The organism is Candidatus Methanoperedens sp. (assembly GCA_012026795.1).
Taxonomy (GTDB): domain Archaea; phylum Halobacteriota; class Methanosarcinia; order Methanosarcinales; family Methanoperedenaceae; genus Methanoperedens.
Genome location: VEPM01000028.1, coordinates 1 through 16,284, shown reverse-complemented (window position 1 = coordinate 16,284; position 16,284 = coordinate 1). Strand labels below are relative to the sequence as shown.

Sequence of the window (16,284 nt, the reverse complement as noted above, 5' to 3'; positions counted from 1 at the left end):
GTGAAGCTGAAACTCATCATGCTCTAATTGTATCTTTAATTCCATGTCTAACCTCCCTTTTGTTCCTATGATTTATATCAAAGACATTGCTATTTAAAGATTCCGCCATATTCTTATTATTATAAAATGCTAACAACTAACCAGGGGGAAATTTTGATGGATGAAAATAATTTCAAATATTTGAGACCCTTCTCATTCACGATCAAACCGGTGGCACCTTTCCGACTGGATTTGACAGTATGGGCTTTGCGACGCCGGGCAAATAATATTGTAGATCGGTGGGATGGTAAAACGTACAGACGGCTTCTGACACTGGATGGCCAGGCTGTGGATATTTCAATCACACAGGTCGGCCCGCCCGATGATCCCGAACTCAAGATTGAAGCTTTATGCACTGGATTATTGCCTACAGTAAAACCCACTTTAGTAACAACAGTAGAACGGATGCTGGGTACCAGGCGGAACCTCTCGGAATTCTATGTACTGGCTTCAGGAGATGCTCAACTTGCACAACTGGCTGCACGATTTCGCGGGCTCAAACCGCCCCGCTTCCCAACGCTCTTTGAGGCGTTAGTCAATGGAATTGCCTGTCAGTAGATAACGCTCACTCTAGGCATTCTTCTGCTCAACAAGTTGGCCTCAAATTATGGCATATCTGTTCAGAAAGAAAGCATAGCTGTTTACGCTTTTCCCCGCCCTGAAAACCTGGCAGGACTGGAACCCCGGGACATTCGAAGACTGGGATTAAGCAATAATAAGGCACGTGCAATTATCGAACTTGCCCGGATGATGACTGATAAGCGTTTAATTCCGGAAGACCTGGAAACACCCGATGATGAGACTATTCTGGAGCGCCTGTGTGAGTTGCGGGGTGTGGGGCGCTGGACAGCTGAGTACGTCATGCTTCGAGGTCTTGGACGGATCCATATATTCCCTGGCGATGATATAGGTGCCCGCAAGAACCTGCAGCTCTGGCTGAAACTAAAAGAGCCTGTGAGTTATGAAGACGTCAGGCGTATTCTTTCAAAATGGGAGCCCTACAGCGGATTCCTGTATTTCCATTTGTTGCTGGATCGACTTGCCCGGGATGGTATTATTCTTTAATCAAGCATGGCTTATTCTAATAATCGTACAACCCGCATGAGATCAGTCCTTGAGACTATACCTGAAATTTTGTCGCCTTTTTTAACTATTATTCGGCCGATGTTATTCATCGACATTAGTTTTAATGCATTTACCGCATCGTCATCTTCCTGGAGACTTATAATATTTTTTGTCATTACCTGTGACACTTTAACGGCTTTCCTTTCTTCCCTGGGGACTTTTTGTACGTCTGTAAATGTCACTATGCCCTTCAACTGCCCATCATCCACGACCGGATACCCCATATGTTTGAACCGGAATATATATTCCACAAGCTCTTCAATGGACATTCCCGAAGTTACGGTCCGGACTTCTTTTGACATAATGTCTTTTACCTTGACCCCCTCAAGTACCAAGTTTATTTCTGTGGATTTTTCTTCTTCCGAAGCACCTATGTAAATAAAGAATGCGATGAGCATAAACCAGAAGTTGTAGAACAATCCCAAAATGCCCATAATGATGGCAAACATCTTTCCTATACCTGCTGCTTCCCGCGTTGCCGTGATATAGGACATTCTCTGTGCAAGCCATGCCCTGAGCACCCTGCCGCCATCCATGGGAAATGCCGGAAGGAGGTTGAAGATGCCAAGCATAATATTTATGATTGCTATCATCCAGACAAGACGAAGATATGGATCATTTAACGGTTTTAAGAAGTAATAATCTACAAACGATTCACCGGATGGTTTGAAAATGAGATCTATAATTATCAATATGAAACCTATCAAAAAACTGACACCAGGGCCTGCAAGAGCCATTTTTAACTCAGTCTTTGGATCTCTTGGAATTTCTTCCATTGATGAAACGCCGCCAAAAAGAAAAAGTGTTATACTCTGGATGTTTGTTCCGTGTTTTTTGGCTATGTAAGAATGTCCGAGTTCATGCAATAGTACGCAGACAAAAAGAAATACTGCCGCAGCCAGCGAAAGGACATACCGGAGAGGTACTTCCTGGTCGCGGAAACCAAACGGTGAAGGGTTTACTGCAAAATTCCATGCAAAGAATGGCAGAATCAGAAGAAATGTTATATGCAATTTTATCGGTATACCCATTATTTTTCCTAACTGGATCGAAGTTTTCATAAAATTCCTCCCATAGCTTATTTAAACAAATACGTTCTAATTTTTATCCTTCACAGGAATCACAATAACGGGTATTTTCGAGTTGCGGATCACTTTATCTGCAACGCTGCCAAGAAGAAATCTGTCAAGCCCGCTTTTTCCCAGTGTTCCCATCATTATAAGGTCCATAGAATTCTTTTCGGCGTACTTTATTATTTCATCAGCCGGATGTCCTTCTGCAATAATTCCTTCTATCTCCAGACCTGCGGCCTCTACCATATTTTTCACATCCTTTATAGCAACCTCACCCTCATGTCTTAAAATCGAATATGCATATTCCATCGGGGAGGACAACGGGATTGAGCTATATGCCATGGTATCGGCTACGAAGATAGCATGTAGTTTTGCTCCGGTATTATTTGCAATATCTATCCCATAATCAACTACTTTTTTAATATATTTTGAACCATCCGTTGCAATCAATAGTTTTCTGTATAATTTACTTACCATAAATCTCCCATTTAACCTGAAATATTTATTATCGAGCCTGTGGACTCTGTACGGATGGTGCCTTTTCAAGCACTGTCTTAAGTTTCACTTTCTCCTGCCCTCTGAAGAACTCCATTGTGACAATGTCGCCCACTCTATGTTTATTGAGCACTTTGATAATATCCCTGACATTATTTATTTCTGTTCCATCCATGCGGATTAAGATATCTGCTATCTCTATACCTGATCTATCGGCCTGGCTTCCTTTCACTACATCAGTGATAACTACCCCTTTTGTAGTGGGCAGGTTATAATATGCTACCAGCTTGGGATTGACATCTATGGCATTCATGCTGATCCAGGGCCTGACGACCTCGCCATGCTCTATCAACTGGGATGCGATTTCCATAGCAGCCTCTATTGGTATGGCAAATCCGATGCCCTGGGCAAAAGGTATGATGGCACTGTTAATCCCTATCACCTCACCGCTGCTGTTAACCAGGGGACCTCCGCTGTTTCCCGGATTAATGGCAGCGTCGGTCTGCATCAGTCCTTCCATGAATGTCACCTCAGTCTGGATAGACCGGTTCAATGCGCTTATGACACCTGCTGTTACAGTGGGACCTCCAACAAGGCCAAGCGGGCTTCCTATGGCGATAGCCATCTGCCCGATTTTGAGATCGTTGTCTTTTGCAATCTTAGGAACTGGCAGACCCCTGGCGTTGATCTTTATTACCGCAAGATCTTTCATGGTGTCAAGTCCCCTTATCTGGGCCGGGAATACCCTTCCGTCTTCCAGGGCAACTTTTATCTCCTGTGAACCCATCACCACATGGGCATTGGTGAGTATAAGGCCGTCCTCATGTAATATAAAACCGGAACCCACTCCCGGAACCGGATGCACCTGGAGATATGCATTTTTCATTAACCTTACTTCGCTGATGTTCACAACACTCGGTATTACTTTATCCACAGCACCAGTAACCATCTCATCAAAATTTGTCATATACATTACCCCATAAATTTCATTCTTTTTATTCCCTACTTGAATGCCGTAAATTTATCTCTGGATGCACCGCATAATGGGCATATATCGGGCGCTTCTCCTTCCACGGTATATCCGCAAACTTCGCAAACCTGGATTGGACCAAGCTTAACGTCATTTCCCGAATTAACTGAACCTGATGCTTTTTCATAAAGCATCTTATGCATTTTTTCAGTGCCATACGCATATTCAAAACTTCTTTGTGCACCTTTTTCTCCCTGGAATTTTGCCACTTCCAGGTAAACGGGATACATTTCCTCAATTTCAAATGTCTCACCCGCTATGGCCAGTTTAAGGTTTTTTTTAGAATCGCCAGGGCCAAAAGCTGCCATGCTATTTGCAACAAATCCCCCGTCCAGGTGTCTTAACTCCCTGTAATGGTCTCCTGCATGTATATATTCAGCATGGGCGATTGCGCGGAATAAGCGCGCTACACTATTAAATTTCTCCCTTTCGGCCTGGTTTGCAAAATGCAAATATCTCATGTGTGCCTGACTTTCTCCTCCAAAAGCATTGATGAGATTCTGTTCTGTCATTTTTTTCATTTAAAAACCTCCCTTCAATAAACTTTTATTATTTGTATTTATACTTAGTCCTGGCTCTTATTTCTTGTATTTTTTATCTCCAGAACGACCTTACCCCGCGGATGTCCGTTTTGCTGAAACTCAAGTGCTTCCTGCGCCTCTTCCAGGGGAAATGCTTTTTCAACATGTACTTTAATAACACGTTTATCAGCGAGTTCGGCCAGTTTAGATAATCGCTCTCCGGTCACCTGTGTTAATTGTCCTATAGCCTTCACTTTGTACTGCTCCATGAGATCAGGATTGGGCTGCTCTAACATAGAAACAATTATACCACCCCTCTTAAGCACTCTGTGAGATCCTGTGTAAGTCTTGCCACCTACGGTATCAAAGACTGCATCATAGTCATGTATTATATCTTCAAAAGACTGGTTTTTATAATCAATTACTTCATCCGCGCCCAGTTCTCTTGCAAACTCCATATCTTTTAAACTGACTGTCGTTGCCACATAAGCTCTTAGGTGTTTGGCTATCTGGATGGCCATTGAACCGATACCACCTGCGCCCCCATGGATAAGGATCTTTTTGCCACTGGAAAGACCTATATGATCAACGAGTGACTGCCATGCACTTACACCTGTCAGCGGCAGTGCGGCTGCTTCAGCATGGCTCAATATCCCTGGTTTATGTGCCGCAGTATTCATATCAGCCGTGGCAAATTCGGCAAACGATCCCGACCCGCCTTTTGTGATACTGGCCTGACCGTAAATTTCATCGCCTTTTTTGAATCCCTGAACGCCTTCTCCCACTTCTGCCACGACGCCTGAAAAATCCCCTCCCAGAGTCGCCGGGAACTTCAACTGCACCTTTTGCCGGATGTATCCTTCGCGGATTTTCCAATCAATCGGATTAACCCCGGCCGCATACACCTCAATGAGAAGGTGCCCCCGGGTTACTGTTGGTTCCGGCGCGTTCATATTAATCTCAACAACCTCGTTATCTCCGTACTTATTAATTTGTGCTGCTTTCATATATACCTCCTTTGAAACGGATATATTGACTTTGAACGTTTGATTAACCAATCCGGATTTCCCAGATTTGCATAACCTTCACTCCATGATATATTATTTCATATCCATAGAATTTATAACTTCCTGAGTACTGTTAATATTAAACGTTCGCATCAAATACCGGGGGAGTCAAATGGCAAAAATAATCGAACAGAGGGAATTGAGAAATAAAAATCATGTATTCAGGGACAGGGTACATGCAGGGGAAATTCTTGCAAGAGAACTGAGACCTTATATCGGAAAAGATTCTATGGTGCTGGCTATACCATCGGGAGGTGTTCCTGTAGGAAGTGCTATCGCAGAAAAACTCGGACTTCGGATGGATTTAATAATCGTCAGAAAGCTCCCTGTTCCTTTCAACACTGAAGCCGGGTTTGGTTCGATGAGCTGGAATGGAGAGGTGAAGCTAAATGAGAAATTAGTGGAACAGCTTCAATTGAGCGATTCTGAAATCGATTCAATAATCGCAGATGTCAAAAGTGAGCTTGATAAAAGAATGGAAATATTCCGGGGAAAAAGACCATTTCCTGATCTGAAAGGCAGGACAGCGATAATCGTGGATGACGGGCTGGCTTCAGGTTACACGCTTCTTGCAGCCATAAGTTCCGTAAAAAGACTATCTCCGGCAAAGATCATTGTCGCAGTTCCAACTGCATCAGAAAGCGCAATCGATCTTGTTGCTCCCTATGTCGATGAAATTTTCTGCCCTAACATCCGGGAAACAAGAATATTTGCCGTAGCTGATGCATATGAGGAATGGCATGACCTCACCCAGGAGGAAGTATTGGAATTATTGAAAAAGAGAAACACCTGACCTTAACTTTTGTTCCATCCACCCAAAAGATGAATATGCAAATGAAATATAACCTGTCCGGCTCCGCTGCCCACGTTTATTACAAGTTTGTAACCGCTGTCTTTAATACCCAGTTCCTCAGCTATTTCCTTTGATTTGAGGATCATCCTCGATACAACCCCCACATTATGCTCTTTTAGCTCATTGACACTTTCAATGTGCTCAACAGGCACCATCAGGACATGTACGGGCGCTGAAGGTTTTATATTATGGAAAACCACGAAGCTTTCATCTTTATAAATAAAATTTGCAGGAGATTTACCCCTGATAATGTTGCAGAATATACAATTGCTATTCATGATCCGTTATCATCTTGATATCTTGATGTATAATCTTTAACCTTTTTTTGCAGGATAACCTTTCTCCTTCCATGCTTTCATGCCTCCGATAAGGTTATACACATTCTTAAAATTCCCGCGCGCCAGGATGCTTGCTCCGATCCCCGACCTGTTGCCTGTGGAACAAACAGAAACAACAGGACGGTCTGGCGGAACCTCAGACAGTCTTTTCTCAAGTTCACCCACATATATATTTACGGCTCCAGGAATATGACCCCCGGTGTATTCCTCCTTCTTTCGAACATCCAGCACAAATAGTTCGTTTTCTGCCAGTTTCTCATGAAGATTGTCCACGGTATAAATACCGCTTTGCTCAAGACTCATTCCATGAACCTCCCAGTCTTCGATACCCTTGCAAAGATACCCCCTTGCTTTATCAAACCCGATCCTTGCAAGATATCGTAACGCTGCCTCAACATCCTCCTGTCTCTCTGTCACAAGCAGGATATCCTTTTCATAATCAACGATCCAGCCTGCAAATGAAGGCAATCCTCCGAGCCAGATATTATATGAATCTTTGATATGCGCGCTGGCAAAGGAGGTAGGAGAGCGGGTATCTAAGATTGTGGAGTTCGACATAACGCCTGCGAACGTGGTAGCATCCAGTGGCTCGACCCGACCGGGCTCAAGCAAACCTGGACCATTCTGGTTATGATCTGCCATCCTGGCAAAATAAGGGGGTAGCGGAATATTTTCTCTCTTTTTCATTTCGACAAATTCCTCACGCGTGAGATCAAGCATGGGATTTGCGGCTCGCTCATATCCTATCGTACTTATTACAATATCTGCCATTGCGCCGCCGCATGCTGAGCCTGCTCCATGGGCTGGATACACGATTGTTCCATCACCTAATGAAAGGAGTTTCCCGTGCACAGAGTCATAAAGAATAGATGCATATTCACCCGTCTTTTCCCTTCCGAAAAGATCAGTCCTTCCTACATTTCCATAAAAAAGCGCGTCCCCTGTAAAAACAGCAAGAGGTTTTTCCCCGGAGGGCGCATAAAGTACAAAGCTCAGGCTATCCGGGGAGTGTCCTGGGGTTTCAATAACCTTAATCTTCATGCCGCCGATGTCGAAGGTATCATTTTCAGCTGTCGGCTCACCATAGCCAAAATCAATTTGATTGCTGTGGATTATCCTGCAACCTGTTAGCTTTTCAAGTTCCAGCGACCCTATCAGGTAATCCTCATTGCAGTGCGTCTCAAAAACATACCGTATCCTGCAGCATTTGTTTTTCGCAATTTCAATATACGAATCCACATCTCTTTTAGGATCAACTACGAACGCATCCCTATCATTTCCTGCAATATAGGAGAAATGAGCAAGCCCTCTGGAAACAAGCTTTTCAATGAACATCCACTCTCACCTCAAGAAGAAATGATTGCGACTGGTATTAAATGTTGTTATCGGTCGTTACATACCTCTGGTAACTTTTGGTTCAAATGCGATCTCTTACTATGGATTGATTGATTTTCGTTCGCTTCTTTGGCCCTCAGTGCCTTTAATCATTATGCTACCGTTTCAATTTGCATTGGTAGTTATCCCAAGATACAATATCTTACTTAATTATTGCCTCAAACATACTGTGTGTATTTCTGTTCGAATAATTGCTTATCGCACACAACAATTCTTTTAAGGTTACCTTTATTCTCAATAACATTCTCTGGTATGCTGTTGATGTTATTATATAATAGGATAAAAAGAGTACACTCTGGATCAAAAGGAAATTCTTTGTTATCTACCCAAAGATATTTACATTTGGATATTATATTTATATCCTCTTCAATTGTATTGTTTGGCGGTTTCCGCTCCTCTTCAATTATTATTTTAAGTTTATCATTACTAATTCCACAGACATCAGGCCACTTTTTATGAAGTACTCTTCCTTTTCCAGATTGTTCTTGCAAAGCATTTCTCTTCAAGAAACCAATATTCCGATATGGGATAGGTAATTCAGTTTCATGGTCAAAATATACTATGTCATAAACCCCGCTATTTATAAGCACATCAATAATGGGTTGGTATCTTGTCATTTGTAATACATCCATGTGCCGATGGTATAAGAATTTAGTGATTTTTTTATTATAACGTAGATTTTGCTAACGAATGCTATCATGTTGCGATAATCATTACAACCAGACTCTCTTTAAATATTTCTACTGCATCTTATAGAGGAGTGAAAGCTGCTCCAGCACATCTGAAAACCGCTTTGACAATAAATTTGCACGATCTTTCGCTTTTCCCCTTAAACCTAACTGGGATGAAAAACTATATTCCAAAACATCCCTTATTATTGGAGTTATTTCCTCCTTACTTCTTACCCCAGAACCTATATCTAATGCTAATGATTTTAAATCTGTTCCAAGCTTTTCTAGAATTTTCTTCTTCAAATCGAGTGATTCTAAGATCTTTCTCTCATTACCTGCGCTATCTTCACCTTTTACCTTGATGAGTTCATAAATAGATTTCATATTTACAATTTCGAAAAGGTCAACATCTTTATCAAGTCTTATTACGCTTGCTTGGTCTGCTTCGGGAATATGGTCGCCAGCTAGGAGTGCAATGTAATTGGCAATATCTAAATCCTTTATTTCTACTAAATCTTCGTATTCAAGTTGGCCGAAACTGTAAATAGAAGGTGTTATTCTTTGAACCACTAATCCAATGCCGGATTTTTCCTCCAATTTGAGAATTATTTTTAAATCATTCAAAAAATTATTTTTGAACTCAAGAAATTTTTCTCCTTTGTCCAAAACCCCTATCCTGGTGCTGTTTGAAAAATTCATAAAGTCATATTTAGGCCTTAATCCATACGTTTTCTCAATGGCTTATAGATCATCAGGAGATTTGTAGCGCCACTTATCTTCAGGATTTGAATTTTCCAAATCCCTTATGGATAACTTATTCACTAATGGCCCTAATTTACTCCCTTTGCTCCCCTTTGAGAACATAATTATATATGCGCCAAACACTTGAGCATCAATGGCTTTCTCAACGGTAGTGATCCTAACTTTCTGAAAAGTGTTCTTAACGACCTCCTGTAATATTGTGAATTTTTCAATCTTGGAAATCTGTTCTTTGATTTCCTTTTTTGATGCATCTAAAAAGGCTTTTATATAGGCACCACTGCTGTCAAACCAATTTCCCTCTCTCAATTGGCTAATCAAGAATTTGAATTCAACATCATCCCTTTTATCATAAGAAGATTTAACTAAATCCAAGTCTTTAAGCAAATCTTCTAATAAAACAGCACCTATTTCCTTCGATTTTTCATAGTAAGCCGTAATCACGGCAGCTGACCTTTCATCCGCTGAAATTTCACATGCGTTCTTCCTAAAAGATATTTCATTGTGAAATTTGATAGAAACAGAAGCTTTTGCAAACGCTTCTTTGAAAGCATCATCCAATGAGGGTATCTTGTCAAAAGCTCTTTTTCCAATTTTATAAACCAAGCTAATAACTTGGCGCTCAAACTCGTCATTTTCATTTATAGATTCATCGATTATGAATTCGATGCTGGGCCTAAAATCTGGTTTAATACCATTCTTAACTAGAAATTCGGTATAAGATTTTAAGTAATCCAACTGCCTTAGAGACCTAGAAAGCACATTATTGATCTCTGAAAGATTGAAACATCCAACCTTTTTCAAGACTGGAACTATATCTTCTGTTTTATAGAAATCATTATATGGGGGCTGCACAAGTCTTTTACTATCAATAAGAACTCTTGCAAGGCTCTCCATATATTCTTCTTTCGTGCTTATAGCTCTGAAAATGTCTAAAGTTTCAAGTCCATTATGTTCACGGTATAAAAGCAATATTACATCTTTGAAGAGGTTTACTCCTTGTTCCTTGAGCTTATTTATTATGCTCTCAACTATATGATATTCCCAAACTTTTTCATCATCAAGTATATGAGCTTTCGATGGAGCAAATTCACTTAGTCTCGCAAAAAAGATCTTATCTTCGAGCAAACCGTAATAGTTTAAAGCAAGTTCGAAACTCTCCACCTTCTCTCCAAACTTTGCAAGAAGGGTCAATTCATCGAATGTTTTTTGCATAAATGGGACGGAATCTCCAGCAACAGACATCAAAATATCTAAGAATCCCCTAACGCTTTTAAGAAATGGCCTGGTATCATTGAATTCTTGTTTTGAAAGCTTTATTTCTTCAATTGCAGGCTCTGTTTGGTTCAAATCTTCTATCATTTTTTCTATATTTTCAAAGCTAATGAGAAATCTTTCATTAATCTTTCGTAATACAGTATATGTAAAGCAAACAACCAGGAAACCTATTATAACAATGATCACTTTTAAAACTGGAATCCCATAAACCGAATCTTCGATCCATGGGAAATAAGGAACAAAGATCACATAAATAAATTCGACAAGTATCATTACCGAAAGAGGCACTGCTATGGACTTCCGGTAATCCGCTCTTACCCATTCATATGTGTGCCTTAATATTTCAATTGATTTATTTACTGCCTCCAATGCCAAACCCACTCTGAAGTGGACAGTATTTTCCAGATCAACTCGTTTAATATTTAAATCAGAAACACTCTTTTCCGTCTGCTTTTGAGCATCTTCAAAAGAACCTTCTATTTTCTCTATTAAATTTTCTACCGCATTCTCTGTCTTTGATTTTTCTTCAGATAAATCAACGACTTTTTTGCTGCCTCTTTCTTGATATCTTTAATACTTCTTAAACCCATTTTCTCGTCTTTACTACCCATGTCTTCTTTTCCTATTTTGGAAGCTGAATTGATCAAGCAACCATTTCCGCTTCTCCATCAACCTTCATATTTTCTGGATTTACTATTTATGTAACATGTTAAATATGGTACTTAATTATATCAATAGCTTAAATATATTTTTCTTTAGGAGTAAACGCTTAGGCTATTTTAATCATAGGTTTTCCGGTTTAATATCAAATAAAACATTGCTCATATAAACGCTGATATGCATCGTTATTTTTGGGCGCGCCTGAATTTTATTGTTTAGAGGTAATAATTTATACTGATGATCCGTTTTCAGTTTTATTTTCAATAAGCATAGCAATAAATCTGTGTTCATCTGTGTTCATCTGTGGTTTTTTCGTAAGTTATCCCATGCACTTAAGCTAATCAATTTTCAGCCCCTTCTTCTTACTTATTCCCATTTGTTAATTTCCCAATCGTAACAACTATTGTATATGCGCCAAGAAGTGAGCGCGCCCGGTAAGTTCGGGAGTTTGGGCGACCCTATGAACTGTGCAGAGACAATTACAGAATACTAATTCGGTTTTTGGAGAAATCAGTGTTCTTTCGGGCGCGCTGATTTTTGATACTTTTATTTCATCTGACAAAGGAACCACAGATGAACACAGATAAACACAGATACGCATCGTGATTTCCGGGCGCACCTGAATTTTATTGTTTAGGGATAATAATTTATGCTGATGATCCGTTTTCAGTTTTATTTTCAATAAGCATAGCAATAAATCTGTGTTTATCTGCGTTCATCTGCGGTTTTTTCGTAAGTTATCCCATGCACTTCTAAAGCTAATCGTTTTCAGCCCCCCTTTTTTACTTATTCCATCTTATCTGTCATCGGTTAATGAATTTAATGGCTAAGAATATATCTTTTTATGGTTTCTATTAAATCTCCAATTAGTCTATATCGAACGCGGATGACGCTTATCACGCGGATTTACACGGATATCCAATCCGCGCGCATCCGCGGCATCCGTGCAATCCATGTTCTATGTTCTGATTTTTCTCTTAACCGATGACATATGTATTCCATTTTGTTAATTTCCCAGTCATAAATTGTATCTAAGCCAGGACGTGAGCGCGCCCGGTGAATTGAGGAGTTTGGGCAACCTGATAATTAGCGTCATGCTAATATACGGCTTTGTCTCATTATATTGTTAGAATGGGAGATACCGAATTACATCTAAATACAAATAAATCAGGTGAAATCGTATGTTGAAGCGCTTTAGCTTTATCCCACTTCCGTTAATAACAGCTATAGCCATAATTCTTTATTTTGTTGATATACAGACGACTTACGAACCCCATTTGCTGCTACCGGTGCTTAATACCATCTTCACCAGCGGCGCTGGCTTCACTATAGCATTCATAGCGGCATCAGCCTACGTATTCGGAGCTAAACGCCCTGCCCTTTTCCTGGGTGGAGGAGCTCTGGCCTTTGGCATTTCAGCTTTGCTTGCCGGATGGATATTCCCGAATAGCCTTAATGTATCAGTGACAATATTTAGCATGGGGACTCTGCTTGCTGCTATATTGTATATATCAGGCACAGGCCAAAGTACCGAAAAGTATCCTGCCCGATATTCTCTGAAGAAGTTTCCCAGACAATCGATTGCGATACTTTTTTATTCAGGTATCATAATATTTTTTGTTATTCTTTCCACAGCCGCAATCAGGGGACTTTTCCCACCGTTTTTCGTTACCGGGGAGGGATACACACACACCCGATGGGTTATCATAATATCGTACATCATTCTCTTCTTTATCTCAGCCTCGCTCTACGCGAGATTATATTATTCTTCCAAAGAGAGTTTTCTTTACTGGTATTCTCTGGGGCTGGCAATTATCGCTGTTGGCTTAACACTTGCTCCCCTGGCCGCACCTGGAAGTCCCTTAAACTGGTTGGGCAGAATAGCCCAATATCTGGGTAGTACTTATTTCCTCGTGGCTGCAGCATCTGCACTCAAAGAAGCACGGGCTAAGGGAATTGGACTCGCCCAAAAGATGGACAATATCTGGCGTGAGCCTGCGATAAGCTACAGTATGCTTGTGAACATGGCAAAAGATGCCATAATATCAATTGATGATAAAGGCAAGATTTTGGTCTGGAGCCCAGCCGCAGAAAGATTATTCGGCTACAGCCAGAATGAAGCAATTGGTTCTTCTTTTGCCAGTCTGGTAGCTGCTGAAGAACAGGCGGGCACGTTAATGATCCAGTCAGATCATCCGAATGATATTGATAATGGCCTGGCAGACAGGAACCGGGTTGAGTTGGAACTACGAAGGAAGACTGGAGAAACATTTACCGCTGAACTATCGGTATCGGTAAAGGATACTCCGAGTGGTCGGCTGAGAATGGCGATAATAAGAGATATTACAGAGCGCAAGCGAACCGAGAGAGAAATTGAACACCTTGCCTCGTTCCCGCAGTTAAATCCTAATCCGGTTATCGAGATAGATGCAAACGGAGAGGTTACATTCTCAAATGCGGCGACTGCGGAAGCCCTGAAGACATTAAAGATGGAGAACAACGTGCGTATATTTTTGCCCGGCGATTTTGAAGAAATCATGAAAGCTCTGGAGCTGGAAAAAGAGGGGCAACTTTTTTATCGTGATGTTGAGATCAAAGATAGAATATTCGCCGAGTCCATACATGTAGTAAAAAAACTGGGCGTCGTGCGTATTTATATGCATGATATCACCGAGCGAAAGCGGGCGAAAGAAGCGCTTCGCGAGAGCGAGGAGCGATATCGTGGGCTCATCGAGACAGCCGAAGAAGGCATTGCCACCCACGGGCCTGATGGAACAATCACCTACGTCAACCAGCGCATGGTTGATATGCTGGGCTACCCGCGCGAGGAGATCGTAGGACGGTCCAGCCTCGATTTCGTGGGCACTGAAGAACGGGAAGCCGTGCTTGGGGCGCGTGAGCGCCTGAAAGAGCAGGGTAGCTTCAATACTGAACGGAAGATGCGACGGAAGGATGGCTCGATATTGTGGACTCTGAGCAACATCTCTCCGAGGCGAGACGCCGCCGGTAACTTCATTGGCTACCTGGCAATGCATTCCGATATCACCGAGCGCAAGCAAGCCGAGGAGGCGCTGCAGAAAGCGCACGATGAGTTAGAACTACGTGTTCAGGAACGGACAGCAGAGCTGAAAGAGGCAAACAAAGCATTGCTGGAGAGAGAAGCAAGCTACAGGGAGCTTACTGAAAGCATTGACGACCTATTCTATGCGATGGACAGAGGGTTAAGATATACCTACTGGAATAAAGCCTCTGAAGCTCTTACAGGGATTCTGGCGAAAGATGCTATTGGAAAATCTATATACGAGCTTTTCCCTGATGTGAAAGATACAAAAGCGGAGCAGTTCTATATAGAGGCATTAAAAACGCAGCAACCTGAGCGTTTCGAGAATGAATACCAGCTTGGGGATAAGAAATTCATTTTTGAAATTAATGCTTATCCAACCAGGGATGGTCTCTCTGTTATCGCCAAAGATATCACTGAGAAAAAAAAGCTTGAAGCGCACTTATTACGAGCGCAACGAATGGAAAGCATAGGCGTTCTTGCGGGAGGTATAGCGCATAATCTCAACAATTTACTGACACCGATGATGATGTCTCTGCATACATTAAAACAAAAATTCAAAGATGAGCAGAGTCAGAAATTGCTTACCATTCTTGAAAAAAACTCCGAGCGCAGCGCTGATTTGATAAAGCAGGTGCTGTCATACTCACGGGGTGTAGAGGGTGAACGCGCTCCCCTTAATGTTGCAAACATCGTATCTGAGATAGAAAAGATCGCAAAAGAGACATTTCCAAGAAACATTGAAATCCGAACCGATATACCAATTGGTATCTGGACCATATCCGGAGACACAACCCAATTGCACCAGGTTCTAATGAATTTATGCGTGAATGCCCGCGATGCTATGCTGGATGGCGGTATTCTGAGAATCACAGCTTCGAATTTCGTGATCGATGAAAATTACAAGAATGTGCACGCTGAAGCCAAAGCAGGTTCTTATGTTGCCATTTCTGTCTCGGATACCGGGGTTGGTATTCCTCCTAAAACAGTTGACAGAATATTTGAACCGTTTTTCACGACAAAGGAGTTTGGTAAAGGTACAGGACTTGGCCTTTCAACAGCTCTTGCGATTGTGAAAAGCCACGGTGGATTTATAAATGTATACAGCGAGGTTGGAAAAGGAACAAAGTTCAATGTATACCTGCCAGCGACTAAAACCGAAATACAAAATGTAGAGAAGCAGCAACTTGAATTGCCCTTCGGACATGGAGAATTGGTTCTCGTTGCTGAAGACGAAGATTCAGTTCGTGAGGTTACTATTTCGGTATTAAAAGAAAATGGATATGATGTTCTTGCTGCTGAAGATGGTGCACAGGCAGTAACAGAGTATGCCCAAAATAAGGATAAAATCAAAGTTGTTCTTATGGATATGATGATGCCGGTAATGGATGGTCATGCAAGCATCCGGGCGATACGTAAAATTAACCCTGAAGTCAAAATTATAGCAGCCAGTGGATTAGCAGAGAAAGATAAACTTGCAAAAATTGAAAGCACTCGTGCACAAACCCTTTTACCAAAACCTTATACTGCTGAGAGATTATTGAAAACTATTCACGAGGTTCTAAGCGCAAAATAGTCACCCCAGACCCCATATGAACACGCAGCCGCCATTACAGCCATTCTTTCAGGCCGGGCATTGATTTACATGCTAATGATGCCGCCTATAACTGCACTTTTTGCACTGGATTTTACTGGCTCTACAACATTTACAGCGTCGGGAAGCATATATCCTGCTATATATACTTTGTGCGGGGTCAAGGGGTAGAGATCGCCCAATGCCTTCAGGCTTGGGCTGAAACGTACCCCCTTTGGAATAGATTACTTCGTATGAAAAATCTATCCCGTCCATTCAGGTTAAACGTGTATAAAACAGATTACCTTAATAAATAATTTAGGTAACTTGATAAGTTTTCTAAACA

General features: G+C 41.4%; 12 protein-coding genes and 1 pseudogene. 3 read left to right on the top strand and 10 right to left on the bottom strand.

From position 1 onward, the window contains the following. Positions 1 to 156 precede the first annotated feature (156 nt). Positions 157 to 1,104 (top strand): annotated as a pseudogene (locus tag FIB07_13415) (DNA-3-methyladenine glycosylase 2 family protein). A gap of 11 nt (positions 1,105 to 1,115) precedes the next feature. On the opposite strand, the gene FIB07_13410 reads toward FIB07_13415, so the two are convergent. From FIB07_13410 to FIB07_13390, 5 genes are read right to left on the bottom strand one after another with little or no spacing between them, the layout of a single operon-like run. Further along, positions 1,116 to 2,225 (bottom strand): CBS domain-containing protein, encoded by a 1,110-nt coding sequence (locus FIB07_13410; GenBank protein ID NJD53853.1) that lies wholly within the window; start codon positions 2,223 to 2,225, stop codon positions 1,116 to 1,118. Between the two features lie 36 nt (positions 2,226 to 2,261). Then, positions 2,262 to 2,714 carry a universal stress protein gene (locus FIB07_13405; GenBank protein ID NJD53852.1) on the bottom strand — a complete coding sequence of 151 codons (453 nt, stop codon included), beginning with the start codon at positions 2,712 to 2,714 and terminating at the stop codon, positions 2,262 to 2,264. A 28-nt stretch (positions 2,715 to 2,742) separates the two neighbouring features. Further along, the gene (locus tag FIB07_13400; GenBank protein ID NJD53851.1) at positions 2,743 to 3,705 is read right to left on the bottom strand and encodes a trypsin-like serine protease; all 963 of its coding nucleotides are present in this window, start codon (positions 3,703 to 3,705) and stop codon (positions 2,743 to 2,745) included. Positions 3,706 to 3,734: 29 nt separating this feature from the next. Next, positions 3,735 to 4,283 carry a rubrerythrin family protein gene (locus FIB07_13395; GenBank protein ID NJD53850.1) on the bottom strand — a complete coding sequence of 183 codons (549 nt, stop codon included), beginning with the start codon at positions 4,281 to 4,283 and terminating at the stop codon, positions 3,735 to 3,737. A gap of 44 nt (positions 4,284 to 4,327) precedes the next feature. Next, positions 4,328 to 5,290 carry an NADP-dependent oxidoreductase gene (locus FIB07_13390; GenBank protein ID NJD53849.1) on the bottom strand — a complete coding sequence of 321 codons (963 nt, stop codon included), beginning with the start codon at positions 5,288 to 5,290 and terminating at the stop codon, positions 4,328 to 4,330. Between the two features lie 172 nt (positions 5,291 to 5,462). Here FIB07_13390 and FIB07_13385 point away from each other — a divergent pair, with 172 nt between their 5' ends. After that, positions 5,463 to 6,143 (top strand): phosphoribosyltransferase, encoded by a 681-nt coding sequence (locus FIB07_13385; protein NJD53848.1) that lies wholly within the window; start codon positions 5,463 to 5,465, stop codon positions 6,141 to 6,143. A 2-nt stretch (positions 6,144 to 6,145) separates the two neighbouring features. Here FIB07_13385 and FIB07_13380 read toward each other — a convergent pair whose 3' ends face one another. The 5 genes from FIB07_13380 to FIB07_13360 form a co-directional block, all read right to left on the bottom strand. Then, positions 6,146 to 6,481, bottom strand: coding sequence for a histidine triad nucleotide-binding protein (locus tag FIB07_13380; GenBank protein ID NJD53847.1), 336 nt, complete (start codon positions 6,479 to 6,481; stop codon positions 6,146 to 6,148). Between the two features lie 36 nt (positions 6,482 to 6,517). Then, positions 6,518 to 7,876, bottom strand: coding sequence for an MBL fold metallo-hydrolase (locus tag FIB07_13375; protein ID NJD53846.1), 1,359 nt, complete (start codon positions 7,874 to 7,876; stop codon positions 6,518 to 6,520). A gap of 218 nt (positions 7,877 to 8,094) precedes the next feature. Further along, positions 8,095 to 8,553 carry a hypothetical protein gene (locus FIB07_13370; GenBank protein ID NJD53845.1) on the bottom strand — a complete coding sequence of 153 codons (459 nt, stop codon included), beginning with the start codon at positions 8,551 to 8,553 and terminating at the stop codon, positions 8,095 to 8,097. Between the two features lie 123 nt (positions 8,554 to 8,676). After that, complete coding sequence (locus FIB07_13365; protein NJD53844.1) at positions 8,677 to 9,306, bottom strand: hypothetical protein; 630 nt, start codon at positions 9,304 to 9,306, stop codon at positions 8,677 to 8,679. Between the two features lie 42 nt (positions 9,307 to 9,348). Next, positions 9,349 to 11,019: a hypothetical protein gene (locus FIB07_13360; protein ID NJD53843.1), complete on the bottom strand. Its 1,671-nt coding sequence runs from the start codon at positions 11,017 to 11,019 to the stop codon at positions 9,349 to 9,351. A gap of 1,466 nt (positions 11,020 to 12,485) precedes the next feature. Between FIB07_13360 and FIB07_13355 the strand changes: the two genes are divergently transcribed. After that, a complete protein-coding gene (locus tag FIB07_13355) occupies positions 12,486 to 15,941 on the top strand; it encodes a PAS domain S-box protein (GenBank protein NJD53842.1) in 3,456 nt (1,151 codons plus the stop codon). Positions 15,942 to 16,284: the final 343 nt, after the last annotated feature.